Consider the following 25,721-nt stretch of genomic DNA (forward strand, 5'->3'; position numbering starts at 1 on the left):
GATAGACTCATTAACGCTTTCGCTGTTCAGTTTTCAAAGAGCATATCGTTCTTTCCTTTCGTCGTTAGCGCTTGTGGCGCCGACCTTTTAAACTATATCAGATCTTCTTTTGAAAATCAAGGGTTATTTTTAGAAGTTCGAAGTTTTTTTCATTCTCTCTAAAATTCCCTTCAAAAGCGACAAGAGTTATCATACCAAGCCAGAAGCAAAAACGCAAGCATTAATACCTAGAATTTTATCCCATCCCCTGTTCATCCAGAACAGACAGCAATTCTCCCATAGAACGAATAACAATTCGCGGTTTGAAAAGCTCCGGAAGCTCTGACAATAAAGGATTCTTGCACTCTCTTCTCCACTTCTCCAAACAAAACAAACGCATTCCGTGATCATTTGTACGCAATTGCGGTTGGAGACTCAGCAATTCCTCTGGCAATTTTCGTTCTATTAAAATAGAGGTTACATGACTTCGATTAGCAAGTTGAATGTCATGATCCAAACGATCTCCTACATGAGCAATTACTTCTCCCTGCAGTTTTTGCAAAATAGCTGGATCAGGCTTACCAGCACCAGCGCGTTCTGGCGTAATGATCTCATCAAAGTAATCAACCAAGCCTAATGCCTCCATTACTGGTGCCTGAAACTTGTAAAAGCCATTTGTGACCACTGCTAACGAAAAGCCTCGCTTCTTTATCTCCTCGAGTATCTGGGGAATTCCATCCTCCAGCAAATTAACCTTGGGCATTACAGAGTGTTTCCGAACCAGCGATTCAATATCGATTTTATTTTCTATACGCAATGCATTGCATCTACTAACAAGGATATCATCCCAATCATACGCTTCTACGTAGCGTTCTTGGGACATACGCTGCTCATGCTCGGCTACCATTTCAGAAACAATGTCGTGCTCTCTTCCTAACTGACCGGAGATTACACGCGCAATCTCCGGAAATACCCACGCTCCAAACGGGTTTTGCATCAAGGTACCATCCAGATCAAAGCTAATCCAGCGTTTGCTCATTTTATCGCCCCCGACGTCAAACTGGCAAAAATCATATCCACACCGTGGCGTACTCCCCAAATAGTGTAAGCACGCCTAGCGGAATGGTGCCAAATTCTTCACTTTTTACATGCACAGCATTAAGCCAAGCACAAAAAAGAGACAGACGATTTGTCTGCCTCTCTTTGAAGCGAGCCGCTTTCTTACATCATGCCCATACCGCCCATGCCACCCATATCTGGCATGCCCATAGGAGCTTTGTTTTCTTCTGGTTTGTCAGCAATTACTGCTTCTGTAGTCAGGAACATAGCCGCTACAGATGCAGCGTTGGACAGTGCGGAGCGAGTAACTTTCGCCGCGTCAACAATACCAGCTTCGAGCATGTTTACATACTCTTCAGTTGCAGCATTGAAACCGATGCCCACTGCTTCTTTTTTCAGACGCTCTACGATTACAGAACCTTCGAGTCCTGCGTTCGCAGCGATTTGACGAACTGGCTCTTCCAAGGAACGGAGTACGATTTGTACACCTACAGCCTCTTCGCCACCTACGTTGATCGCTTCAACCGCTTTGATTGCGTTGATCAAAGTAGTACCACCACCAGGTACGATACCTTCTTCTACTGCTGCGCGAGTAGAGTTCAGAGCGTCCTCGATGCGGAGTTTTTTCTCTTTCAGTTCGGTTTCAGTAGCTGCACCGACTTTGATTACTGCTACGCCACCAGCCAATTTAGCCAGACGCTCTTGCAGTTTTTCGCGATCGAAATCGGAAGTAGTATCTTCGATTTGTTGACGGATTTGGGTTACGCGGCCCTCGATGGAAGCCTTGTCGCCAGCACCTTCAACAACAGTTGTGTTTTCTTTTGTAACCACGATTTTGCCAGCGCGGCCCAGTTGCTCCAGCTTAGTGGATTTCAGGTCCAGACCCAGTTCTTCCGTGATCACTTCACCGCCAGTCAGAGCAGCGATGTCTTGCAGCATAGCTTTGCGGCGGTCGCCGAAGCCAGGAGCTTTAACCGCTACAGCTGTGAAGGTACCACGCAGTTTGTTCACTACGAGAGTAGCGAGCGCTTCGCCTTCAACATCTTCAGCGATGATCAGGAGTGGTTTGCCGCTTTGTACGACTTGCTCGAGTACAGGCAGAACTTCCTGGATGTTGGAGATTTTTTTGTCAGTGATCAGGATGTAAGGGTTGTTCAGAACCGCTTCCATCTTGTCAGTGTCAGTGATCATGTAAGGGGAAGCGTAGCCACGGTCAAATTGCATACCTTCTACTACTTCCAGCTCTGTTACGAATCCTTTGGATTCTTCAACAGTGATTACGCCATCTTTGCCCACTTTTTCCATTGCTTCAGCGATCAGGTTACCTACTTCTGGATCGTCAGCGGAAATAGCAGCTACTTGCGCGATAGAGGATTTGTTCTCAACCGGCTTCGCGATGGATTTGATTTCTTCTACAGCTGCACGAACTGCTTTTTCCATACCACGACGGATAACCATTGGGTTAGCGCCAGCAGTTACGTTTTTCAGACCTTCACGGATCATAGCTGCAGCAAGTACAGTTGCAGTTGTTGTACCGTCACCAGCGATGTCGTTGGTTTTGGTAGCAACTTCTTTAACCAGTTGCGCACCCATGTTTTCGTAAGCATCTTCCAGCTCGATTTCTTTCGCGATAGTAACACCGTCGTTAGTGATCAACGGAGAACCGAATTTTTTCTCAAGAACCACGTTACGGCCTTTTGGACCGAGGGTTACTTTAACCGCATTTGCCAAAGTTTCAACACCGCGGAGCATGGAGCGGCGAGCGTCTTCAGAGAATTTGACTTGTTTAGCCATCTAAACTCAACCTCCTGTTATGTGTTTATTCGTTCGACTTCCTATGTTAAGAGCCTTAACCGATGATCGCGAGGATATCGGATTCGCGCAGCACGAGGTATTCTTTGTTGTCTACCTTTACTTCAGTACCAGCGTATTTGGAGAAGATTACTTTATCGCCTTCTTTTACTTCCAAAGCGATGCGCTCACCGTTGTCAGCAACACGGCCAGAACCTACTGCGATTACGCGGCCTTCTTGCGGTTTTTCCTTTGCAGAATCAGGCAAAACGATACCGCTTGCAGTCGTTTCGTCTTTGGAGATAGCTTCGATTACCACACGGTCACCCAATGGCTTAAGCACTAAAAACACCCTCCTCAAAAAATGTAGGTAAACAATATTTCTGTTGTTAGCACTCGACTGTTATGAGTGCTAACACCCAATTCCTATAATAATGAATCACTATGTACTTTGCAAGTAGTTTCCCTCACTTTTTTCCATATGCAACTGCTTGACTACTCTTCCTCCTAGCAAATTGCATTCTCTAGCAAAAAGGTTCTAGTATTCGGACACGCTCATATAAATGAAACATAGAATCAGGCAAGCTCGCCAAGGAGGGAATTGTTCCATGCACAAATGGCTCTGGATTGGCTTAATTGCCCTGGGAGTCTTGGGAATCAGCCGTCTCTTCACTTCGGATACTACTTCCTTTATACGGGTCAACCTTACCCCCGCCTCCATCTATTGGGATGGCCGTGAAATCGTCGCAAGCGAAAAACCCAGGTACAACACGGAGAAAGGCAAGGAAATACCAGCTTCCTTCGAATACGAAGGAACGCTATATGTACCTCTATCCATGATCAGTCGGCACTTGAATAAGCCTATCGGTTGGGATGAAACTTCCCAAACCGCGTGGGTCGGTCAATCTCCTGAACTCTCCATCGATCAGCCTGAAAAACAGACTACACCCGATGCAGTCCCTGCCTCTCTGGCGCTTCCCCAAAAACCTGCGACAACCAAACCACCTGCGGTACCCATTCGAGTGGAGAAGCCTAATACGATTTTTGACATAGGTCTCGGCATGTCTTCTGAGGAAGTACACAAACTGTTAGGTGAGCCTGCTCGCCGAGAGCCAAGCAGTCTCGGCTATCAATGGTGGGTGTACAATCGCGAGCCAGCCCGATACATTCAAGTCGGCATCGCAAATGACAAAGTCGTCGATGTGTACTCTCTCGCTCCGACAGCAAAGCTCGGAAACATCGGAGTTGGCACCAGCCAGCAATCACTGGAGCGTCAGTTGGGTGTACAAAACATTGTTTCTTTCTCTTTTCAGGGGGCACAAATCCAGATTACCAATCAAAAGCAACAACGCCCTCTCGTCATGAAAGACGACACCCCCTACATTTATTACTTGGACAAGCAAAATGGCAACAAGGTTACCGCCGTACGTATAATGGATACGCAAATGCTATTGCGCGGCAGTTTTTACGAAACGAAATGGACCTATCAAGGTCAGGCTCCCAATTTTGATCCCCCGCCGCTTCGTGTCAGCGAACGAGAGCAGGTCAATGCTGCATCCGAGCGGCAAATTCTCGATCTGGTCAATGTTTCCCGCTACCGATACAAGCTTCCGCCCCTGCAATGGAACGAAAAAGCTGCCGATGTTGCACGAAAACACAGCATGGACATGGAGGGCAACAACTTCTTCGACCACATCTCTGCGACTACCGGAAGTAATCCATTTGACCGCATGAAAAGTGCCTCTCTCGCTTACAGTATGGCCGGGGAGAATATTGCAGCAGGCTACACGGATGCGATCGAAGCCCATGAAGGCTGGATGAACAGTCCAGGCCATCGCAAAAACGTACTCGAAAAAGGCTTCACCCAGTTAGGAGTGGGCGTCTATACAGACTACTTCACCCAAACCTTCCTCACTCCCATGAAATAATCGAAAAGCCCGGTTTCGTCTCTTTTTATGGACGACCGGGCTTGTTTTTGCAAGAAGAAGCGCCGCTTTAGGGCAATTTCACTTGCTCCCTCAGTTGGTCAACTTTTTCGGTAAACTCCACAACGACCGTTTCATATTCCTTCGTGTGCAAAATCAACCACGGACGACGCTCCCCTTTTTTGGGCATGATGACAAACATCTCTGCAATCATCGCGTCAAGATTAGCGGATTTTAGCTTTATCGGCTTTGGGGGGACTAGCGGAATTTTTACGATCATGGCGGAATCCAACGATGGATTAAACTCCAAGACCCGTCCGCTCACACTTTGCAAAATCTGCTGGGCCTCCTCCTGAAAACCAGTTGTATTTTCAAAGCTGGCCACAACGCGCTGCTTGTCCGTATCAAACAGTTCGATAGGCTCCCCCAGCCCGGCGGCATTAGCCGTACTCCCAGAAAAGAGCAACGCCAAGCATACGATCAGCCACATATTCAGCACCTCCCGGATCATAACCTCCGTAGTATTTCCTAATTTCTGCAGGAATAACAAAAAAGTCCTCTGCCACCAGGGACAGAAGACTTTTTCTCCTACTCGTTATTGAACGGGTTCGTTTGTTTCAAAACTGCCGTATTCTTGTTCCCACGCCTCTTGTTCTTTCAATTGCTTGCGATAAACAACACGGGATAGCCAAATGCTCAGCTCGTACAGAAGCAGCAAAGGGATGATCACGAGAATATCGCTGACAATCTCAGGAGGCGTCAAGGTAATCCCGACTACAGCTAGTGCAAAGTAAGCGTAGCGCCGTGCCTTTGCCAGCCTCATTGGATTGAGGATACGCAGTCTCGTCAGGAACATGACGATAATCGGCAACTGGAACAGTATCCCGAACGGAATGACCATATTAAACATGAAGCCAAAGTATTGTGCGATTCCGTAGTTCGGGTCTGCGCCCATCGATGCTGTAATACTGGTCATAAACTGCATGACCATCGGGAAAACGACGTAGTAGCCAAACAGGATACCAACGATAAACAGAAAACAAGCTGCCGGGATGAAGTAAAGCGTCCCGCGCTTTTCCTGTACTTCCATCCCTGGCGAAACAAAACGCCAAACGTGATAAAGTGCTACAGGCAGTGTGATGACAGCGCCCACCAGGAAGGCAACCTGCATGTAAACACGAAGTGCGTCTGACGGATGCAATGAGACAATGGGCACGCCATCCGCAATCGGTTCTTGCTTTAAATAATCCACGAGTGGACCGGCGAGGAAAAAACCGACGACCAATGCGACAATAAACACGGCCAGCACCCATATGATGCGTTTGCGCAGTTCCGTCAGGTGCTCTACCACTGTCATTTCCTGATCCTTCATGGTAACCACCAACCTTACCTGTTACGCGTTCTTCTGCTCTTTTTCCATTTGCAGGCGCTCTAGCTCCAGCTTTTCGCGGATTTCTTTTTCCAAGCGCTCGCGTTCCATTTTTTCACGAACCTCGCGTTCAATTCGCTCCCGCTCCGCCGCTTCCTTGTCAGCGACAACCGGCGTTGTTTTGACAGACGCTTCTTTGGAGGCTAGCTCCTTGCGCTTTTTCTCCTCATCGTCGTCTTCATCGTCGCTTGTCAGACTACGCGTAGCATTTTTGAATTCTTTCAAAGTATGACCTACCGCACGCCCCAATTCTGGAAGCTTTTTCGGACCGAAAAGCACCAAGGCTAAAACTAAAATTAAGATTAATCCAGGAATCCCAATTGAGCTCATACGTGTTCACTCCTTTTTCTAGTGAAGTCGTTTGCTTTTGTTATTTGCCAGTCTAACCAGCTAGCACTTTCGTAAACCACCATATCCAAGTCTTGTCATATCAGAGGCGACAATTCGCTCCCCAGCCAATATCCGCGGCAAAAATACATCAAAGGAAGTAAATGTTTCATGCATGACCGCTCCCGGCAATCCGAGAATCGGTACATCACCTTTGTAAGCAACCATTAACATGGAGCCCGGTAGCATCGGCGTACCGTAGCGCACTACTTCCGCTCCTACTCCTGCAATCGCTCCTGGCGTGCGGTCGTCCGGATCGACAGACATGCCCCCCGTGACCAGGATCAGATCGACCCCTTCATCGAGGAACGAGTGAATCTGCTGTTCGATCGCTTCCTTGTCATCTGGCGCAAAACGCTGGTCTACGACCGTAGAGCCGAGAGCTTCCACCTTGTTTCGAATGACAGGACCGAACTTGTCTGCAATCCTGCCAGAGAAAACTTCTCCCCCTGTTGTAACAAGTCCCACTCTTTTATCCTGAAACGTTTTTACTTGTACAATTGGTTCGTCAAACTGTTTGGCCAGTTGCTCCAGCTCGATGATTCGAGACTCTTCCATAATTAACGGGATGATTCGTGTAGCCGCCAATGTATGTCCCGGATGGACGACCTGATCGCCGTAAATCGTGGAGAACGCAATTCCTTCGAGCTTGTTCAACGCATGGACAGCTTCCTCGTTGATTTTGGCTAACCCTGTTCTCGCGGCCTTCATCGACACCTTGCCCTCATATGGAGGCGTCAAGGTCAAGCCTTGTCCGGAAACAGCCTTCGCGATACGAATGCCCGCTTCTTCCTCATGGATGTAGCCTTCTGGCATCTCCAGCACGTAAATATGCTCTTTGCCAATGGACAACAGCGGTTCAATATCCGCCTCGGTGACAACATGCCCTTTTTTGAACAAGCGTCCTTTAAATTCTCCAGGCAAAATTTGCGTCATATCGTGAGGAAGCATCATTCCGATCGCTTCACGCACTGGCACTTCCCGCATCTGAGGTTTTTCTACCAATGCAATCCTCCCCAATCTTCGTTTGCTTCTCCCGTTCCTTGCAAAATGTGCAAAGCGTCGGACAACATATCGCCAATCGCATTGAAACAGATTTCTACGCCTTTCGGATTACCAGGGAGGTTGATAATCAACGAATTCCCCCTCGTTCCCGCAACTGCACGGGTCAGCATCGCCCGACGGGATTGCTGCAAACCAGCACGGCGCATTTCTTCGGCCAAGCCTGGGACTGGTCTGTCAATGACCCATGCTGTCACTTCTGGCGTAACGTCACGCGGGCTAAGCCCCGTGCCTCCGGTAACAATCAACAGATCGCATTTTTCGCGGTCTACGAGCTCAATCATATGTTCTTGCAAATCTTCCATATCATCACTAACGGCACGGTATACAGCGACATCTACTTGAAGCCATTCCCTTGTCAGATGACGAACAATTGGCATACGATCGTCCACACGATCTCCTCTGGCAATCGAATCACTTGCAGAAATAACGCCTACCTTCCATTTGCTCACGATACATTCCTCCGGTTTCTCATTCGATAGTATTGTACACTTTTCTGTCAAAAACGTCTCGTCGTTTTTCCTTGGCGGATAGTACCATTCGCGGCTGGAGAAGGCATGAAAAAGCTGCTGACACAAAACATTCAAAAATGCAGAAGACCTTTTTCAGTGACAACTGCATCTAGCAAAACATCATGAGGCTCTAGCGGCACATGCTCCACAACCTGAAGAGAGAAACCGACTCCAACCAAGAACGGGAGCTTTTTCAGCGTTGCCAGAAAGCGATCATAATAACCACCGCCATACCCCATTCGTCCACCCTTGCTGTCAAAAGCAACACCGGGAACAACGATCGCATCCAAATGTGATACGTCCGCTTCCTCTGCCAGGGCAGGGTCCGGCTCCCAAATCCCGTAGACGCCTTGCTTTAGCATGTGCGATCCTGTATACCGATACGGAATGAGACGTCTCTCGGCAACATTGGTGAACGGTAGCCATATGTCTTGGCCTCGCTTTTTTGCCTCATGTAGAAAGGGCAGAATATCCAGTTCATCGCCAAAAGGATGGAAAGCCATGATTGCTTTGGCATCAGCCACCCTTTCATGAGACAGCAAGTGATCGCATACTTCTCTGGAAAGCTGCTCCCGTTCTTTTGCAGACATGGACTTGCGCCTCTCCAAAATATGGCTTCGTAGCTGTTTTTTATTCGTTTTTTGGTCCATGACAACCTCTTCCCTCTTTCGTAACGTGCTTGGGACATTCCCGCGAGGCTTGTCCCATGCGCTCTCTCTAGGCTACACTGGCATTAGTATATAAAGAGGTGAATCCGATGATTTTGCTACAAGCTGAACATATAGAAAAAACGTATGGTATCGAAACCATTCTACAAGACATCTCCCTGCAAATTCAAACCGGGGAAAGGGTTGGTCTGGTTGGCGTAAACGGTGCAGGTAAATCGACTCTAATGAAGATCCTCGCCGGCGAGCTAAGCTACGACAAAGGAATTATCCGCATTCCAAAGGATGTTACTCTCGGGTATTTGGCACAAAACAGCGGCCTTGAATCGGAACGATCGATTTGGGATGAGCTGTTGAGCGTGTTTTCCCATCTGCAAAAAGAAGAGCTGGAGCTTCGTGAGCTCGAGGCTAAAATGGGCGATCCGGCTATTCTCGCTGATGAGAAGCGTTACCAGCAACTGTTGGAAAATTACTCTCACCGCTCGGAAGCCTTTAAGGAAAAAGGCGGCTACAGCTACGAGGGTGCGATTCGTGGGGTTTTGCACGGCCTGCGCTTCGCGGACTTCGATTACACGACACCGATCCGCACATTGAGCGGCGGACAAAAGACTCGTCTGGCACTAGCCAAGCTGCTGCTCCAATCTCCTACCATTCTTCTGCTCGATGAGCCGACGAACTACCTGGACATCGAAACACTGACTTGGCTGGAGACGTATTTGCAAAACTACCAGGGCGCCATTCTCGTCGTTTCCCATGACCGTTACTTCCTGGACAAGCTTGTGACCGTTGTCTATGAAATCGAGCGGACACGTGCTACCCGCTATGTCGGTAACTACAGCCGCTTTCTCGATGAAAAGGCGGCTCGGCTCGAACAGGATTTGAAGCGATTCGAAAAACAGCAGGAAGAGATCGCCAAGCTGGAGGATTTCATCGCGCGAAACATCGCTCGGGCTACGACGACCAAACGAGCGCAGAGCCGGCGCAAGACGCTGGAAAAGATGGACCGCTTGGACAAGCCGATTATGAACAACAAATCCGTCCACTTCTCCTTTGATGTGGCAAAAATGAGCGGCACCATTGTAATGAAAGCAAACAACGTCGCGATTGGCTACCCGGATGCTGTTCTTTCTCAGGGTCTTACGTTTGAAATCGAGCGCGAGGAGCGTGTGGCCTTGGTCGGTCCCAATGGTATCGGGAAATCGACACTGTTAAAAACGATTGTGGAACAGTTGTCCAAGCTGCGCGGCGATATTCATTTCGGGAGCAATGTAACGATCGGGTACTACGACCAGGAGCATCGTAACCTGAACGAACGGAATACAGTACTCGGCGAAATTTGGGATGAATACCCGAACATGCTGGAAAAGGACGTCCGCACCTTGCTCGGTAACTTCTTGTTTAGCGGTGATGATGTACAAAAGAAGATCAGCGACCTGTCTGGAGGAGAACGTGCACGCGTCTCTCTGGCAAAGCTCATGCTAAAGCAAGCAAACTTCCTGATCTTCGACGAGCCGACGAACCACTTGGATATTTTCAGTAAGGAAGTTCTCGAGAATGCCCTCTATGATTATCCAGGTACGATCCTGTTCGTCTCCCATGACCGTTACTTCTTAAACAAGATTGCCACCCGCGTCCTAGAACTGACAGGTGATGGCGTGACCAGCTATTTGGGTAACTACGATTACTTCGTAGAGAAAAAGCAGGAACTGGAGGAGCTCGCAGCCGAACAAGCAGCGCAGCCCGCAAAAAAACAAGGCGGTACCGTAGCGGCACAGCCTGAGAAATCCTCTTATGAGCTAGATAAGGAAGCGAAACGTCGCGAACGTCAACGTCAGCGCCGTTTGGAAGAGATTGAGGTCACGATTCAAAAACGAGAGGCTGACATTGTCAAATGGGAAGAAGAGCTCTGTCTCCCGGAAATTTATAGTGATCATGTGCAGGCAAAAGAACGCAACGATCAAATTCATGCTGCCAAAGAAGAACTGGAGCAGTTGTATGACGAGTGGAGCGCGCTATCAGAAGAGTAATCCCATCTCACGTAGAACAGCGCTCCTGCGCGGGCTCCTCCAAGGCAGCATAGAGAGCAGGAACCACTAGAAAGGTAATGCAGGTAGCTGCTGTGACGATGCCCGAGTCATTGAGAATCAGCCCAGCCAGTGCACCGACAATGACACCCGCAAAGCCTTTGACCAAGTATGGCGTGTCCTTCGCCAGATGGTGCAAAAAGCGGTCGTTTTTCAAAGCGAGAACGCCTAGTGCAATCAGGGAGACGACAAATGCTTTGCTCCAAATGGAAACGCGAATCAAGCGGAGATTCATCGCCAGCTTGCGTTCAATCATCTGCCCTACCTCGGACCATTCCCCATGTACAATCTGCTGAGAAAGCCGTCCGACATGGGTCAAGGGCTGATCTGACATGAGACTGATCGCCATCAAACTGCATACACCCATAACCAGGCCGCCTGCCAACAGCAGGAGGCCTTTTTTGCCGATTCGCCAGCCCTCAAGGCGTGACAATGCCACGGTAAATCCGATCAGTCCCGCAAGAAAACCGCCTGCGTCCGTTCCCAGGTTCGGTGCCACCATGTAATAAAGCACGATACTGTACATCGCTACAGAGACAGCAAGTAACCATTTATTTTCCCGACCTAGCTCCTTTTGTCCCCCACGCATTCTCTCGTACAGCGAAGCCACCAACATGATCGTGCTGCCGATCAGGACCCCTTCGTATTCATTTCCTAGCCCGTAAAACCTCGCTCCGATTACCGGATCATACCCGAGGTACGATTGCCGCATCAAATGAGCGCCAGTCCATCCGTCCACCAGCAGAATGGCTGTCGTCACTCCGCTAACTGTCATCACGATTCGCGGGAGAGCATGGGCTTCCTGCCAAAAAGCCGCGACCAGGGCAGTCATGATGAGTCCCCCTAAGACAACCGCGCCAGAAACTTGCCAGTCGATCAGGCTCTCCGCCAAAAGCAATGCCGGAAACCATAATAAAGCCAGCAGCGCAAGTCGTATTCCTCTACGAAGCCGCAAAAGTCCTGACCCTTCTCTCTTCCGCCCAAACCACCAAAGAACAACCGCACACCCTACAATGACAATCTGCAGCATGACGAAGGTATAGAGCACTGCTGGCCGAGTCGCATACGTATGATGAATCTCGCCTACCTGATTCTGAAGGGCAGTAAGACCATTGCCTTTTTCGACACGTATGACATGACCAGCCAACCCTTTGGGTACGGGTACGTCCAGCCAGGACAGTATTGTTGGTACCATATCCAGTCCACTGACTAATCCCGACTGTCTGGTGGTAGCTGATGTCAAAACTCCACTCGCTTCCTCTCCCCAAATGAACACTGGAGTAAGGAGAGCCTTTTCTTTTGCCGCCACATGATTGACTGCTGGTGATGCCAATACAATGCGTTGATGTGGTTTACGTTCCACAAGGAGTTGGTCAAGGAAAAGGGACAAATCACGCAAAACACGGTGATACTGCCGGGTAAACTGACCTGGGTCCATTTCCGCACTCAACTGATATAACCGGGACAAATCTGAGAGTTGAGCAATGATCAAGCCTGCTTGACGCTCGCTGTGGATTTTCTCAAGCAAGTAAGCGTAGTTTGTCTTGATTCCGTACGGATAACCGCGAAGGAGCTCCATACTATTTGTAGAAATGTCCCCTGTCGGAACCCTTCCTTGCTGGTCCATCGCAAACAGAACGGCATGTCTCTGGCGGATATCCTCATAGTCACCGTTTCCGTATAAAGCGACCTGAATATTTTTTGCAGCAAGCACGGTTCCAAGAAGCCCGATTTGCGCAGAATACGGTTTCTCCCGATTATCTGTCAAGAGACGGAAAATACCCGGAAAAATGATCGAGGAGCGCGCCACCTCCTGCGCCTGATCACCACCTAGCTCTTGCGCCCGTTCACCCGCTGTTTCCCTGGACGAGAGTACTTCATACGGATGATAGCCTGTCCCGCTCTTTTCAGAGTAAAGCGCTTGACCACCACTCCCCATGAGCAGGTAGCCGTTTGCGGCTGTACGCGATCCGGGTGATCTTATGGACAGAGCTCCAGCTCCTGCATCATCCAGCCATTTATCCACAGTAGATAACTTTTTGAGTTGCTCCAGATCATGAAACGACATCCCTTCCACAAACAGCATGATGACCTGTTGTTTTTCCTTTGCCACCAATGGTTTTCCTATATTTGTAGCTAGAAACAATATCAGGAATGACAAGCAAATCAGCGCGAGTTTCTTTCTCACAAGTCCCCCTCCTGTTGATAACTCGACTTTTTTATCCACATTTTCCACAGAATAATCCACAGAGTATAAGCGGTTTTCCCGGTCATTTTCTCGTGTTATCACCAGTATTCACAGGAGTATATGTGAACAATCCAGAAAGTTATCCTATGATGTGGATAAATCGTAGGTAGAAGGACGAAAAACAACTGAACCTTTTTGCCTCTGTTAGCGAATATAGGGGTGTAATACGTTCTGGAGGGGCCCCCATGAATGATAAAGAGTTACTCCCTTGGCTGGAAAAAATGCTGACGGGAGACGAAGCAGCTTTTCGCGTCGTTTATCAAGCCACGCACACCGATGTTCATCGTACGATCGCTTTTCTTGTCTACAACAAGCAAGACATCGAGGACATCACGAACGAGACCTATATTCGTATGTGGCGCTCTTTTCACACTTTTGATCAGAGTCGGCCATTTCGATTTTGGCTTCACGGGATCACCGTTCGTCAGGTGCAGGACTGGAAAAGGAAAGCTTGGCGAAGAATACGGCTCTTTGAACGAAACCGCCTTATGTACGATGAGCAATTTGATTGGGCAGATTCCACAGTGATCCAATCAGAGACACAGCTCGAATTGCTCAGAGTCGTTCGTACACTTTCGTACAAGCTACGCGTAGTGGTCATTCTGCGCTATTTTCACGATTATGCTCTGGATGAAATCGCCGAGTTGCTGCAAATCCCGCTGGGTACCGTGAAATCCAGGCATCATCTGGCACTAAAAGCGCTGCGCAAGCATTGCGAATTAACAGGAGGAGACTCTTATGTCCATAGACAAACAACTACGCGATGAGCTTCTTCAATATGCTGAATCGTTGAAAACCCCACCTGAGATCGAGAGTCGTGTGTACCTCTCCTATCAAAATGACTTCTTGCAAAAGAAAGGGAGATTATCCATGAAAAAACGTTTGATAAGTGGAATCATAGCAGTGGCTATCCTGATCCCAACAGCGGCCCTGGCGACACCTTATTTAGCTGATCAAATCTTCGGGTCATCGCAAACCATCATCGAGCGTGGTGGAACACAGGAGGATTATCAGGAAATCGAGAAATTCTTTCAGGAAGCAAAAAGTAAGCTGACTGAAGAAGAGTACGCGGAGTTTTCGGCGATCATGAAGCAACTCATGGATCTGAAAATAAAGATCACGGATGAAAACGGGGTGATGCACGAGGATCGGCTGACTGCTGAGGAACGAAAGCAGTTTGAAGAGATACTCCCCCAAAAAGCCGCTCCCTTTTTCGAAAAGTTGCGTGGCGGCAAGGAATAAAAGAAAGGGACTATCCGGCTTGGATAGTCCCTTCTTGCATTTACATCTATTGCTCAGAAAGCGACAGACTTGGCACGCCATTCAGATCGAGCCCTTCAAACTGTCCTTTTTCATACTTGATAAAGCCTGCTGCGGCAATCATCGCAGCGTTGTCTGTGCATAGTGAGAACGGTGGAATCACCAACGGAATTCCTTCTGCCTCACACCTCGCTTGCAGTCTCTCACGTAATCCACGATTGGCTGCAACGCCCCCAGCCAACAATACCTGCTTCGCTCCATGAGAACGAGCTGCCCGAATCGTCTTTTCTACGAGCACTTCTGTTACAGAGTCTTGAAAGCTCGCAGCCAGATTCGCCGGTTCGATCGTCTCTCCTCGCTGAGCTGCATTGTGCAAGGTATTGAGCACAGCTGACTTCAAGCCACTGAAGCTGAAATCGTAGGAGTCTGGCTCCAGCCATGAACGAGGGAGCGGTACTTTTGCCTCCCCTTCATGTGCAAGGCGATCAATATGAGGTCCGCCTGGATACGGCATATTCAGCGCTCGTGCTACCTTATCATACGCTTCCCCTGCAGCATCATCCCGCGTTTCCCCCAAAATCTCGAACTGACCGTGCTCCTTCATCCAGACAAGCTCCGTATGCCCGCCCGATACGACGAGTGCGATCAGCGGAAACTCCATTTCTTGCACCAGACGATTCGCGTAAATATGACCCGCGATATGATGGACACCAATTAGCGGGATGCCTCTGGCCATGGAAATGGCTTTTGCTGCTGCCACGCCAACTAACAGGGCTCCGACAAGCCCAGGCCCGTACGTCACCGCAATTGCCTGGATGTCATCCAGCGTTTTCCCGGCCTCGGTCAGTGCCTCTTCGATGGTAAGCGTAATATTCTCTACATGTCTGCGAGAAGCCACCTCAGGCACGACTCCGCCAAATCTTTTATGGATATCGGCTTGGGAAGCGATGACGTTCGACAGCACCTCTCGACCATCACGGATGACAGCAGCCGATGTCTCGTCGCAGCTTGTTTCAATTCCTAAAATATAAGTAGGAGCACCTGATTCCCTATGTGCTTCGTATTTTTGCTGTATGCGCTTCTCGTAGCGCGACGTATACGTCTTGTTCATTACAATGTCACCCACATAATGATTGCGTCCTCATTGTTATCCGAATAATATCCCTTGCGTCGCCCATGCTCTTTAAAGCCGAGCTTGATATACATGTTCCGCGCGACTGTGTTCGAAGGTCGAACTTCCAGCGTCATGCTATGGGCACCCTGCATCTTGGCAACACCCATCATTTTGATCATCAGTGCCAATCCAACCTTTTTTCCACGATATAATGGATGGACAGCGATATTTGTAATATGTGCCTCATCGATCACGATCCACATGCCGCAATAAGCGATAACCCGATTTTGGTGAACGACGACTACATAGCGTGCATTTGGATTTCTCGTCAGCTCGTTGACAAATGCATCATGCGGCCATGGAGTTGTAAAAGCCAAGCGCTCCAGCTCTGCCACAGCCCCAACGTCCTGCATCGTCATATAACGATATTCCAAATCGATTGGTTGACTCATGCTTTTACTCCTTTACGGCCCCCGCCTGCTTTTGGGCAAGCCACTTCGCTTCTGCTTCTGCCAGTTGCAAATACTCCGGAACCAGTTCATGCGCATTTGTGCCGTCTTGTAGCTTGCGCAGTGCCACATAGCCGATATGGGCTGCACGCGGGTGATTGAACGCTGGAGAAGCAAATTGCGCCTGATTCCCGAGCTCTTGCACAATCGTCTCCCGATGCACCCTTACATCTTCACCCAAGAACAAGATCGGCTCTCCTTGCGCCAGATCTCGCAACAGTGGCAGCCATTCTCGCAACAGGATGATTTGTTCTGTGGACTGCGCTCGTACCGCCTCCATGCCATCGGAACGATAACAGCCGGTATACACTTGACCTCTGCGCGCATCGAACAGCGGTACAATCAATCCAGAGAAGCCTGTGGCATTCATGGCGATTACCTCCAGACTGGATACACCGATGACTGGCACATTCAGTGACCAAGCCATGCTTTTCGCAGAGGCAACGCCGATTCTTACACCTGTATAGGAGCCCGGTCCGTTTGCCACCCCGAAACCACTGAGATCCTCTGGCGCTGTTCCTGTTGCATCGAGCAGTTCACTGACACAGTCCATCAGACGCACGGAATGGTTTTTTTGCTGGTTCGTCGTCATTTCTGCCAAGACCCGCTCTTCCTCTACCACAGCTACACTTAGCACCAGATTCGATGTATCAATCGCCAGTACGCGCATCAAAATCAAACTCCTCACACAATTTCACATAACGATTCCCTTGAGGAACCAGCTCGATCATCCGCTGTTCCTCCCCTTCTCTACGCAGGAAGACGGTCATCCGATCTGTCGGCAGGACATCCTCGATCAAAGAGGCCCACTCTACGACACAGACACCTTCTCCAAAAAAGTAATCGTCCAGACCAAGAGAGTCTGGATCATCGCCTACCCGGTAGACATCCATATGATAAAGCGGCAAGCGCCCCTGATATTCTTTTATGATAGTAAAGGTCGGACTGTTCACTACTTGTCGGACTCCTAGTCCTTTAGCCAACCCCTGGGTAAAAGTCGTCTTGCCCGCTCCCAGGTCACCCTCCATCGCGAGGAAGTCACCTGGTTCAAGCAGACCTGCCAGTTGCTCGGCAAAGCGCTGCGTCTCCTGCGCTCCCGTGAGCCTCCATGTATAGCTCATCTCTTTCATCCACTCCTAAAATGGTTGAATCCCGCTTTGGGTAACGGGAGCTGTTGATCATCGCGCTGAAGGATCAATTCTGGCTCATGCGTTTTTCCTACCACCTCACCGATGACAGTAAACGGTACACCACTAGCGGCAAATTGCTTGCTTACGACTTCATAGTGACTTTTCGCAAGCGTTCCGACCAATTGATAATCTTCACCGCCATAAAAAGCCCATTCCAGCGGATCTTTCTCTACGTGCCGTGCATACTCCCGAACTTCGTCATGGATCGGTACCCTTGCAGCATCGACCAAAATCGATACGCCGCTCGCCTCGGCAATCTCCCACAGCTCTGACGCCAGCCCATCACTTACATCATTCAGCGCACTGCATGCCCCTGATTCCAAGAGCAGTCTGCCCGCCTTTATTTGGGCAACGGGACGCTGATGGGCATTCATCAATGTCTCCCAAGGTAAAGAGACACCTCTTTCAGCAGTCTCTCCTTGCAGGAGAAGATGTAGTCCTGCTGCAGAAGTTCCGACATGCCCTGTAACAAAAACAAGCTGCCCAGGCTTTGCTTGTGAACGACGAATGGCACGCCCTTTTTCCACCTCACCTAAAACGGTAACACTCAGGTGTAGGGCATCAGGCGCAGAAACAGTATCGCCACCAATGACACGAACTCCATATGTCTGACAAGCCTCGTAAATACCTTCATAGATTTGCTGGCATTCGTCAGGCGTCCATTGCGGACTTACCGCGATACTGACAAGCGCGTACCGGGCAACCCCGCCCATCGCTGCAACATCGCTCACATTGCTGATAACAGCCTTATATCCGATATCACTAGGATTCATCGTTTTCTTCAAAAAATGAACCGTCTCCACCATCGCATCGCAGCAGGCCACGACTTCCATTTCTGGTGCTGGGGAGAAGACAGCGGCATCATCCCCTATCCCGACGGTTAAACCGTTCCCTTCCTGCCCCGCAGAACGACTTGTCCATTGCCGGATCAGGGAAAATTCGTCGTGTGCCACTTCAAACGCTCCTTTTCCTTCGCGGAAAACATTTTTCGTCTGTTCATTATACCCCTGCTGTCAAAAGACGCGCAAGAAAGCCAACCGCCTCTGACTCTTTACGTTGTTAGCTCGTGCAGCAGCAGCTTTCCTTTGCAGCGTCCGCAACGATAGCGGCTCGGGTTCATCTTTCGTTTGCGTTTATAGCTCATGCCACATGCCTTGCATACCAGCTCGTAGCGATACGGCAGGGTTGTCCGACCGTTTCCTACCTGTTGGCAGTATCGGCTTCCCCCCACCTGACGCAGAAGCAGTTGAAAATCCCGATCAGCGTGACGATACCCGCGCTTTTCTATGTGCAAATGATAATGGCAAAGCTCATGCTTGATGATCGCAATCAATTCCTCCACACCATGCTCCTGCAAATGCTTCGGATTCAATTCAATGTCATGCGAGCGCAGCAAGTACCTACCGCCAGTGGTGCGCAATCTGCTGTTAAAGCGGGCCTGATGGCGAAAGGGTTTGGCAAAAAATTCGCTGGATATCTGCTCTACCAGCATTTGCAGTTCCGAATCGGTCATCTCATCTCCTCCGCTTCCTTCTTTTCACCATAGCAGTTCCAGTTGAAAAGTGCCAGACAGATAGGCTACACTATGTGCAAATAAATGGTTGTGACCGTTTAAACGATAGACAGAATGGTGGAGGAGCTCATGCGCTATTTGTTATTGCAGTCCAGTGACGGACTACAGTTTGTCTCGTTGCCCGAAACGCATATGTATCAATTAATCGCTCTATTGAAACGACTTTACAAGGAAATTGACAAATTGACGATCACAGAGCGCCCAGAATTGCCTACGGTTCTGGCAGACTGTGCGGATGTGGAGCGGTTAGGAAACGAGCTTTCGATCGTGGATGGTTTAGAGTACGTCAGTGGTCTGGAGCGCCGCTTCGCTGCCCTACAAGAGACAGAGTATCCACTCATCTCTTTATTGACAGAGATTCGTGCCCTGCAAGCCCAATTGGAATATTTGCACGAAGAAGAAGTGTAAATGAAAATTGTAGGCACCTCCTGCTCGTCTCGGCGCATACATTGCCTATAGACGAATCTCTCCAGGAGGTACTTTCATGCCACAATGGATGCGCAGGCAGTTGCAACGTGCCTTTAATGGAAAGGACGTTCGCCAAATTCGTGTGCTCAACAGTTGCTGGTTCTTATATTTAGAAAAAAATGGCGGCCGCCCTGACTGACAGGAGGCCGCCTTTTAGTTCATTCTTATCCTTCCGTTGGCGCGATCATGGTCATCCCTACACGCTGACGTTTTTCGTCAATTTCTACTACCCATACATCTACGATATCGCCAACAGTCACCACTTCAAGTGGATGTTTCACAAAGCCCTTCTTCAAACGGGAAATGTGCACGAGACCGTCGTTTTTCAGACCAATATCCACAAACGCTCCGAAGTCGACCACGTTGCGTACAGTACCTTGCAGCTTCATGCCCACACTCAGATCAGACAACTGGAGGACATCACTTCGCAAGAGTGGTTTTGGCAGCTCGTCACGCGGGTCGCGACCAGGACGTAAGAGGCTGTCCACAATGTCTTGCAGCGTAGGCTCACCAATCCCGAGCTTCGCAGCGGTCTCTTTTACATCCAAAGACTGCACGCGTTCCTTGCAGTTCTCACTGCCGATCTCCTGAGCGCTAATGCCCAGCATCGACAATAACTGGTGGGTCGCATCGTACGATTCCGGGTGAATCGGTGTTTTGTCCAGTGGATTCGCTCCATCCATCACGCGGAGAAACCCGATGCACTGCTCATACGTTTTGGCACCCAAGCGCGGAACTGCCTTCAGTTGGGAGCGTTCCGTGAATTTCCCGATCTCGTCCCGTTTTTTCACGATATTCCCTGCTACTTGACGGCTGATCCCTGATACATACTGCAAGAGAGAAGGAGAAGCGGTATTCACATCTACTCCGACATGGTTTACGGCAGACTCAACCACAAACTGTAGGCTATCTGCCAGCCTCGATTGTGAAACATCGTGCTGGTACTGACCGACCCCGACGGACTTCGGATCGATTTTGACCAACTCAGCCAGCGGGTCCTGCAAACGACGCGCGATTGAGGCCGCACTTCGCTCTGCTACATCCAGGTCCGGGAATTCTTCCTTGGCCAGGGTAGATGCGGAATACACGGATGCACCTGCCTCGTTCACGATGATGTACATTACCTCTCGCTTCAGCTCTTTCAGTAGCGTGGCAATGAACTGTTCTGTCTCCCGCGAAGCAGTACCGTTCCCAATCGCGACAACCGTAACTCCATAGGTTTCGATCAACTGCTTCACTTTCACTGTAGCTTCAGCCACTTTATTGGCCGGAGGGGTCGGATAAACGACGGCAACCTCCAGCAGTTTGCCGGTTTCGTCTACAACGGCGAGCTTGCAGCCTGTCCGGAACGCCGGATCGACCCCAAGTACGACTTTTCCTTTTACAGGCGGTTGAAGCAGCAAATTGCGCAGGTTTTCTGCAAAGATGTGAATAGCACGTTCCTCGGCTGCCTCTGTCAGCTCAGCGCGCACCTCTCGTTCAATAGAAGGGGCTATCAGACGTTTATACGCGTCCTCGACTGTCAATGTCAGCAGATCGCGGGCAACGGTATCACGAGGAAGTGTGCGTTTTTGCATCCAAGCCAAAATCTCTGCGACAGGCGCTTCAATGGAAACCTTCAAAATGCCTTCGTTCTCTCCCCGATTGATGGCCAGTACCCGATGTGGAACGACCTTTTTCAGAGGCTCACTATATGCGTAATACATTTGGTATACATTTTTCTCGTCTGCTTCTTCGGCTTTCTGCTCCGTCAGAAGCAATCCTTTTTGCACCGAGCGCTGGCGAACCCACTGGCGAATTTCTGGGTCATCAGACAGAATTTCCGCCACGATGTCCATTGCTCCTTGCAGAGCTTGCTCAGTCGTCTCTACGCCTTTTTCCGGGTTGATGTATAGTTTTGCTTCTTCTTCCGGATTCCCGGTTTTCGGTAAACTCATGAGGTAGTTGGCAAGCGGCTCTAGTCCCTTCTCCTTGGCCATGGTTGCACGCGTGCGGCGTTTTTGGCGGTAAGGGCGGTACAGGTCCTCTACCTCTTGCAGCTTTGTCGCACGTTCAATCGCTGTGCGCAGCTCGTCCGTCAGCTTGCCTTGCTCATCGATGAGCCGAACGACTTCTTCCTTCCGCACTGACAGGTTGCGTAAATAGCGAACGCGTTCCTCAATCGCTCGAATTTGTGTTTCATCTAGCTGCCCCGTCATTTCTTTGCGGTAGCGGGCAATAAAAGGAACCGTGTTTCCTTCATCCAGAAGGGCAACCGTGCGCTCCACCTGGTGAGGTTTGACACCCGTATCTTGGGCGATTGTCTGGATCATCAACGTAAGCTCCATACCTGTCCTCCTGCGCTCATTCTTCGTCGTTAATTGTACCACATTTGCTAACAAGGACTGGAAAAAGGGAAGAAAAAAGAGGAGCCACTTGGCCCCTCTACGTCGCGGTTTCCAGTTGTTCCACTTTCAATGCTTCTCTCAGCTTGCCCAACGCTCTGCGCTGAAGGCGGGAAATATGCATCTGCGACATCCCCATGATGTCCCCAGCTTGTTTCTGACTCAAATTTTGATAAAAAGTTAATTGAATGATTTCTTTTTCACGGTGATCCAAAATTTGCAGGGCCCGCTCCAGCATCAGATTCTGCTCGACTGCTCCGTACCCCTCTTCTGTCGTCCCCACTAGGTCGAGTAAAGAAATGGTGTTGCCATCCAGATCCGCTTCCAGCTCGCTGTCCATAGAGAGAGAATGATAGCTGCGCCCCATCTCCAAAGTTTCGAGAATTGCTTCCTCCGTAACGCCGAGGCTGTTGGCAATGTCCGCAATTTGGGGAGAACGCTGCAGCTTGATCGTGAGCTCGTCGACCACCCGTTTGATCTTCGGGCTCAGCTCCTTAACCCTGCGCGGAACATAGACACTCCATGTCTTGTCCCGAATATAACGCTTAATCTCCCCTACAATGGTCGGGATCGCAAAGCTCTCAAATGTCCGCTCAAAGCTAGGGTCGAACCGACGAAAGGAAGCAAGCAGGCCGATTAATCCGACTTGCACGAGGTCTTCATACATGACTTGTCCGCGAACAAACTTCTTCGCTAACGATTCCACAAGAGGAGTATAGGCCCTCACCAGTTGTTCCTGTATCGCAGGATCTTTTGTTTCACCATACAGGTGGATGAGCTCCTTCAACTCCTCTGGACTATATTTCTGCTTCCGAGATTGTCCAGTCATTGCCAGCCACCCCATCCTGCCGAACATACTTGGTCATGGAGACTACTACTCCTGATTCAGAGCGAGTCTCCACCTCATCCATAAGCGTGTGAATGAGATAGAGCCCGAGCCCGCCCTCATCCAAATCCTCTATGCTTTTCCCTGCATAAATCGGCGTCAGTTGCTCAGCAATAAGCTCATTTGAAAATCCAACACCCTGATCGCTTACCTCGATCACCAATCGATCTTCAAAAACGTGGCATTGGATATGAATGGAGCCCGGATTCTCTGTTTCCTTGTATGCATGTCTTACTACATTCGTGCATGCTTCTCCGACGGCAAGCTTGATATCCTCAATCTCGTCATAAGAAAAGCCCATACGGTTGGCTACACCGGATACAGTCAGACGCGCTACTCCCAAATACTCCGCCTTGCTTGGCAAAGTCAATTGAATCACGTCTGCCCCAGGTCGATTTGGACCCATTACTCGCTCTCTCCTTTGCGGATGGCAATATGATCGTATAAGCCAGTAATGCGAAATAGCCTTTCCACACGCGGAGACAATTTGTGCACCTCAAATGTACGATTTCGTTGGATGCACTCTTTCATAATCCCGATGAAAATTCCAATTCCGGTACTGTCCATGTATTCCACTGCTTCCAAATCAACCGTAATGCGATTGATATCCGGTTTGGTGACGAGTGACATGAGTGTTTCCTTTACTTTCGGTGCTGTAAAAGCATCAATATCTCCACCAAGGACCACTCGGTACTCAGTTTCAAGGCTCGTTGTCTTAATCAGCAGGTCCATCTGCGTCTCCCCCCGTACGTTGCTTAGGTTCTTCGAAGTACAATCATGGTGTAATCATCCAGCAGGTCAAACTGGGAGAGCAGAAGCAGTCTATTGTACAGGCCGTTTGCCATCTTTTGGGCAGATTCGCCAACCTCTTTTTGCAAATGGTGTACAAGCTCTTCCCTTTGCAAATAATATCGGTTATTTTTGCATTCTGTTACACCATCCGTCAGAAGAATCAGAACATCATTTATTTCTAAATAAATCTCCTGAACCTCGTATTCACTGTTTGGGCATAAACCGAGTGCATTCCCTCGACCTTCGAGATCGTAAAACTTCCCTTCGGCTGACCTGTACAAAAATCCTGGCTCGTGTCCTGCCATCGCATAACGAAAACAGTGTTCCTTCGAGTCGTAACTGCCAAACATCATCGTCACAAACATGCTCGGATCAATATTTCTTCCCACGATCCGGTTTAAATGGTGCAGCATTTCATCGGGACCCAGCTCCATTTGTCCAAGGCTGTCTATCGCATATTTCACCATCGACATACACATCGCAGCAGGCATTCCTTTGCCGGTAATGTCTGCAATGGCGACGCCGAAACGCCCTTCGGTTTGTTCAATGAAGTCGTAATAGTCGCCCGAGATTTGTTTCGCGGCAACACTCACTACGCCAATCTCCATCTCTGGATAGACTGGAAGCTCACTTGGCAAAAGTGATTGCTGCATCGCTTTTGCCACGGCTATTTCTGATTCCATCTGCTGATGCCGATTGCGCCAGCTATTTACGGATCGATGCTCGTTCCCATATTCAATCATGACCTCTGTCAAAATGGAGAAGGAGGAGCGCACAAACTCAGGCACTTCCCCGAGCTGCTCAAGCGCTTGCGCATGCAAATCAGTAATTTCTTCTGGCGAAATATCTCGAGAAAGCATCCATTTGCCCAACTGCTGGGCTCCGTAGAGCTGGTCTTCCTCTTGAGCACTCAGGTAATCCCGAAGAATTTTTACATACTCTTCTTGGAAGCTCCGGGTTACCATTTATCTCATTCCTCCTTTGCTTGATCGCTCCACTTCACAACAACGACACGCGTCCCTTCACCAAGGGTACTGTGGATCTCAAATTCATCCATCATGCGCCTGACACCCGGCAATCCGGCCCCGAGGGCACCCGAAGTCGAATAGCCATCATCTAACGCCTGGCGAATATCAGGAATCCCTGGACCGCTGTCACTCGCTGTTATTTGCAAGCCGATCACTCCTCCGCGTTCAATCGGCGAAATCGTGATCGTCCCCGTACCCGCATACAAATAAATATTGCGAGCCAATTCAGAGATTGACGTGGCGATGCGGGACTGCGTGATCGTGCCAAAGCCAAACAACTTCGACATATTTCGCCCCACTTGCCGCGCCGTCACTATGTCTGATTCTTGTTCTATATTGATTGTCTCAGGAGAATAGTCTGCCACAACCAAAAAAACCCCTTCCGCCTCGCTTGGTAGGTAGAAATGAGTTTTTTCTCTACCTCGAAAAATAAATCATATTGTGTCACTTTTTGTCTTATATTCTCATTTCGAACAGTTCGCTGTGCACCTATAAAATCCCTGCAAATTTGACAGCAAAAAACCACTTGCTTCACTCAAGTGGCTTTTCCTATCATCTGATCTTTTTTCACACGTTAAAAATCAATGAGTCCTAAACTGATTTGCAAGGATTCATTAACCCGATCCATCATCTCGTCATCGAGATGCGTTATTTTATCAGTTAGACGTTGTTTGTCAATGGTTCGTATTTGTTCCAACAGAATAACGGAGTCACGATCAAATCCATAAGTTTTTGCGTCAATTTCCACATGCGTAGGCAGCTTCGCCTTTTGAATCTGCGCCGTAATGGCTGCGACGATGACCGTCGGACTAAATCGATTTCCAATGTCGTTTTGAATGACTAAAACAGGCCGTACGCCTCCTTGCTCAGAGCCAACGACCGGGGACAGGTCCGCGAAAAACACATCGCCACGTTTGACAATCACCAGTCACACCCCGCTAACTAAGCGGACAAGAGTATGGTCAGCCTCTTCTTCAGCGCCAAAAGCCTCCGATGCCATATTCAGATTGATCTTCGCCATCTCCATGTACCCTTTTTGCATGGTCTCACGGATTGTACGTTTTTTTCGCTCTTTCAAATACAAATGCATCGCTTGACGAATAAACTCGCTGCGATTGGATTTTTCCTTTTGAATAACGCCATCCACTTCCTGAAGCAAGTGTTGTGGCAAGCTGATCATGATGCGTTTCGTGTTTGACTTCGACAAGACAAATCCACCTCCAACCATGACCGTAACTTCCATCCGCTATGCTGGTTCTAGAAAGAACAGCCAATATGAACAATACCATTATGTCGAATCCATTGCAAAAATATACCTACTGTCGCTTTTTCGGTGAGAAAACGTGAGTGTAAACAATCCAAAGGTGCAGGTGAAG

General features: G+C 49.2%; 30 protein-coding genes. 6 read left to right on the forward strand and 24 right to left on the reverse strand.

Annotated elements, in window-relative coordinates; all coding sequences use genetic code 11:
* Positions 1 to 235: 235 nt before the first annotated feature.
* The 3 genes from ASG16_RS02040 to groES form a co-directional block, all read right to left on the reverse strand.
* Positions 236 to 1,018: an HAD family hydrolase gene (locus tag ASG16_RS02040; RefSeq protein WP_056488807.1), complete on the reverse strand. Its 783-nt coding sequence runs from the start codon at positions 1,016 to 1,018 to the stop codon at positions 236 to 238.
* A 182-nt stretch (positions 1,019 to 1,200) separates the two neighbouring features.
* Entirely contained in the window at positions 1,201 to 2,832 is a 1,632-nt protein-coding gene (gene groL / locus ASG16_RS02045; protein WP_017246591.1) for a chaperonin GroEL, read from the reverse strand.
* Positions 2,833 to 2,887: 55 nt separating this feature from the next.
* The gene (groES, locus tag ASG16_RS02050; RefSeq protein WP_007721023.1) at positions 2,888 to 3,172 is read right to left on the reverse strand and encodes a co-chaperone GroES; all 285 of its coding nucleotides are present in this window, start codon (positions 3,170 to 3,172) and stop codon (positions 2,888 to 2,890) included.
* A gap of 265 nt (positions 3,173 to 3,437) precedes the next feature.
* Between groES and ASG16_RS02055 the strand changes: the two genes are divergently transcribed.
* Positions 3,438 to 4,757: a CAP domain-containing protein gene (locus tag ASG16_RS02055; protein WP_056488806.1), complete on the forward strand. Its 1,320-nt coding sequence runs from the start codon at positions 3,438 to 3,440 to the stop codon at positions 4,755 to 4,757.
* A 67-nt stretch (positions 4,758 to 4,824) separates the two neighbouring features.
* Here the strand turns inward: ASG16_RS02055 and ASG16_RS02060 are convergent, their stop codons facing one another.
* From ASG16_RS02060 to ASG16_RS02085, 6 genes are all read right to left on the reverse strand, one after another.
* Positions 4,825 to 5,244, reverse strand: a complete 420-nt coding sequence (locus ASG16_RS02060; protein ID WP_056488805.1) for a hypothetical protein — start codon at positions 5,242 to 5,244, stop codon at positions 4,825 to 4,827.
* A 105-nt stretch (positions 5,245 to 5,349) separates the two neighbouring features.
* Complete coding sequence (gene tatC, locus ASG16_RS02065) at positions 5,350 to 6,126, reverse strand: twin-arginine translocase subunit TatC (protein WP_056488804.1); 777 nt, start codon at positions 6,124 to 6,126, stop codon at positions 5,350 to 5,352.
* Positions 6,127 to 6,147: 21 nt separating this feature from the next.
* On the reverse strand, positions 6,148 to 6,513 hold the full coding sequence (gene tatA, locus ASG16_RS02070; protein WP_056488803.1) for a twin-arginine translocase TatA/TatE family subunit: 366 nt from the start codon (positions 6,511 to 6,513) through the stop codon (positions 6,148 to 6,150).
* Between the two features lie 60 nt (positions 6,514 to 6,573).
* Complete coding sequence (locus ASG16_RS02075) at positions 6,574 to 7,575, reverse strand: molybdopterin-binding protein (RefSeq protein ID WP_048036242.1); 1,002 nt, start codon at positions 7,573 to 7,575, stop codon at positions 6,574 to 6,576.
* Positions 7,569 to 8,084: a MogA/MoaB family molybdenum cofactor biosynthesis protein gene (locus ASG16_RS02080; protein WP_048036241.1), complete on the reverse strand. Its 516-nt coding sequence runs from the start codon at positions 8,082 to 8,084 to the stop codon at positions 7,569 to 7,571. Before ASG16_RS02080 ends, ASG16_RS02075 begins: the two co-directional genes overlap by 7 nt.
* Positions 8,085 to 8,215: 131 nt before the next feature.
* Entirely contained in the window at positions 8,216 to 8,794 is a 579-nt protein-coding gene (locus ASG16_RS02085; protein ID WP_056488802.1) for a 5-formyltetrahydrofolate cyclo-ligase, read from the reverse strand.
* Positions 8,795 to 8,901: 107 nt separating this feature from the next.
* Here ASG16_RS02085 and ASG16_RS02090 point away from each other — a divergent pair, with 107 nt between their 5' ends.
* Positions 8,902 to 10,836, forward strand: a complete 1,935-nt coding sequence (locus ASG16_RS02090) for an ABC-F family ATP-binding cassette domain-containing protein (protein ID WP_056488801.1) — start codon at positions 8,902 to 8,904, stop codon at positions 10,834 to 10,836.
* Between the two features lie 7 nt (positions 10,837 to 10,843).
* On the opposite strand, the gene ASG16_RS02095 is transcribed toward ASG16_RS02090, so the two are convergent.
* The gene (locus ASG16_RS02095; protein ID WP_056488798.1) at positions 10,844 to 13,081 is read right to left on the reverse strand and encodes a hypothetical protein; all 2,238 of its coding nucleotides are present in this window, start codon (positions 13,079 to 13,081) and stop codon (positions 10,844 to 10,846) included.
* Between the two features lie 245 nt (positions 13,082 to 13,326).
* Here ASG16_RS02095 and ASG16_RS02100 point away from each other — a divergent pair, with 245 nt between their 5' ends.
* Both ASG16_RS02100 and ASG16_RS02105 read left to right on the forward strand, forming a co-directional pair.
* Positions 13,327 to 13,908 (forward strand): sigma-70 family RNA polymerase sigma factor, encoded by a 582-nt coding sequence (locus ASG16_RS02100; RefSeq protein WP_056488797.1) that lies wholly within the window; start codon positions 13,327 to 13,329, stop codon positions 13,906 to 13,908.
* A complete protein-coding gene (locus ASG16_RS02105; protein WP_056488796.1) occupies positions 13,880 to 14,383 on the forward strand; it encodes a DUF3600 domain-containing protein in 504 nt (167 codons plus the stop codon). Before ASG16_RS02100 ends, ASG16_RS02105 begins: the two co-directional genes overlap by 29 nt.
* Before the next feature lie 46 nt (positions 14,384 to 14,429).
* On the opposite strand, the gene tsaD is transcribed toward ASG16_RS02105, so the two are convergent.
* The 6 genes from tsaD to ASG16_RS02135 all read right to left on the reverse strand — a co-directional run bounded on the left by tsaD (position 14,430) and on the right by ASG16_RS02135 (position 18,727).
* On the reverse strand, positions 14,430 to 15,512 hold the full coding sequence (gene tsaD / locus ASG16_RS02110; protein WP_056488794.1) for a tRNA (adenosine(37)-N6)-threonylcarbamoyltransferase complex transferase subunit TsaD: 1,083 nt from the start codon (positions 15,510 to 15,512) through the stop codon (positions 14,430 to 14,432).
* The gene (rimI, locus tag ASG16_RS02115; RefSeq protein WP_047074036.1) at positions 15,512 to 15,967 is read right to left on the reverse strand and encodes a ribosomal protein S18-alanine N-acetyltransferase; all 456 of its coding nucleotides are present in this window, start codon (positions 15,965 to 15,967) and stop codon (positions 15,512 to 15,514) included. Before rimI ends, tsaD begins: the two co-directional genes overlap by 1 nt.
* A 4-nt stretch (positions 15,968 to 15,971) precedes the next feature.
* The gene (gene tsaB / locus ASG16_RS02120; RefSeq protein WP_056488793.1) at positions 15,972 to 16,694 is read right to left on the reverse strand and encodes a tRNA (adenosine(37)-N6)-threonylcarbamoyltransferase complex dimerization subunit type 1 TsaB; all 723 of its coding nucleotides are present in this window, start codon (positions 16,692 to 16,694) and stop codon (positions 15,972 to 15,974) included.
* Positions 16,675 to 17,145, reverse strand: coding sequence for a tRNA (adenosine(37)-N6)-threonylcarbamoyltransferase complex ATPase subunit type 1 TsaE (gene tsaE / locus ASG16_RS02125; RefSeq protein WP_048036252.1), 471 nt, complete (start codon positions 17,143 to 17,145; stop codon positions 16,675 to 16,677). The genes tsaB and tsaE overlap by 20 nt, the downstream gene beginning before the upstream one ends.
* Before the next feature lie 5 nt (positions 17,146 to 17,150).
* On the reverse strand, positions 17,151 to 18,167 hold the full coding sequence (gene thiL, locus ASG16_RS02130) for a thiamine-phosphate kinase (protein WP_056488792.1): 1,017 nt from the start codon (positions 18,165 to 18,167) through the stop codon (positions 17,151 to 17,153).
* A 98-nt stretch (positions 18,168 to 18,265) separates the two neighbouring features.
* Positions 18,266 to 18,727, reverse strand: a complete 462-nt coding sequence (locus ASG16_RS02135) for a SprT family protein (protein WP_056488791.1) — start codon at positions 18,725 to 18,727, stop codon at positions 18,266 to 18,268.
* A gap of 129 nt (positions 18,728 to 18,856) precedes the next feature.
* On the opposite strand from ASG16_RS02135, the gene ASG16_RS02140 reads away from it, so the two are divergent.
* Positions 18,857 to 19,195 (forward strand): hypothetical protein, encoded by a 339-nt coding sequence (locus tag ASG16_RS02140; RefSeq protein WP_056488790.1) that lies wholly within the window; start codon positions 18,857 to 18,859, stop codon positions 19,193 to 19,195.
* Between the two features lie 76 nt (positions 19,196 to 19,271).
* Positions 19,272 to 19,394, forward strand: a complete 123-nt coding sequence (gene cmpA, locus ASG16_RS02145; RefSeq protein ID WP_012684250.1) for a cortex morphogenetic protein CmpA — start codon at positions 19,272 to 19,274, stop codon at positions 19,392 to 19,394.
* 25 nt (positions 19,395 to 19,419) lie between these two features.
* Here the strand turns inward: cmpA and ASG16_RS02150 are convergent, their stop codons facing one another.
* The 8 genes from ASG16_RS02150 to ASG16_RS02185 all read right to left on the reverse strand — a co-directional run bounded on the left by ASG16_RS02150 (position 19,420) and on the right by ASG16_RS02185 (position 25,573).
* Entirely contained in the window at positions 19,420 to 21,582 is a 2,163-nt protein-coding gene (locus tag ASG16_RS02150) for a Tex family protein (protein ID WP_056488789.1), read from the reverse strand.
* Between the two features lie 97 nt (positions 21,583 to 21,679).
* Complete coding sequence (gene sigB / locus ASG16_RS02155) at positions 21,680 to 22,468, reverse strand: RNA polymerase sigma factor SigB (RefSeq protein WP_007721066.1); 789 nt, start codon at positions 22,466 to 22,468, stop codon at positions 21,680 to 21,682.
* Complete coding sequence (rsbW, locus tag ASG16_RS02160) at positions 22,437 to 22,931, reverse strand: anti-sigma B factor RsbW (RefSeq protein ID WP_056488788.1); 495 nt, start codon at positions 22,929 to 22,931, stop codon at positions 22,437 to 22,439. The genes sigB and rsbW overlap by 32 nt, the downstream gene beginning before the upstream one ends.
* Positions 22,931 to 23,257, reverse strand: coding sequence for an anti-sigma factor antagonist (locus ASG16_RS02165; protein ID WP_048036228.1), 327 nt, complete (start codon positions 23,255 to 23,257; stop codon positions 22,931 to 22,933). The genes rsbW and ASG16_RS02165 overlap by 1 nt, the downstream gene beginning before the upstream one ends.
* A gap of 23 nt (positions 23,258 to 23,280) precedes the next feature.
* Complete coding sequence (locus tag ASG16_RS02170; RefSeq protein WP_056488787.1) at positions 23,281 to 24,282, reverse strand: PP2C family protein-serine/threonine phosphatase; 1,002 nt, start codon at positions 24,280 to 24,282, stop codon at positions 23,281 to 23,283.
* Between the two features lie 5 nt (positions 24,283 to 24,287).
* Positions 24,288 to 24,716 (reverse strand): anti-sigma regulatory factor, encoded by a 429-nt coding sequence (locus ASG16_RS02175; protein WP_056488786.1) that lies wholly within the window; start codon positions 24,714 to 24,716, stop codon positions 24,288 to 24,290.
* A 203-nt stretch (positions 24,717 to 24,919) separates the two neighbouring features.
* Entirely contained in the window at positions 24,920 to 25,270 is a 351-nt protein-coding gene (locus tag ASG16_RS02180) for a type II toxin-antitoxin system PemK/MazF family toxin (protein ID WP_005830205.1), read from the reverse strand.
* Between the two features lie 3 nt (positions 25,271 to 25,273).
* Complete coding sequence (locus ASG16_RS02185) at positions 25,274 to 25,573, reverse strand: CopG family ribbon-helix-helix protein (RefSeq protein WP_007721089.1); 300 nt, start codon at positions 25,571 to 25,573, stop codon at positions 25,274 to 25,276.
* Positions 25,574 to 25,721: the final 148 nt, after the last annotated feature.

It is taken from the genome of Brevibacillus sp. Leaf182 (assembly GCF_001423865.2).
Classification (GTDB): Bacteria; Bacillota; Bacilli; order Brevibacillales; family Brevibacillaceae; genus Brevibacillus; species Brevibacillus brevis_C.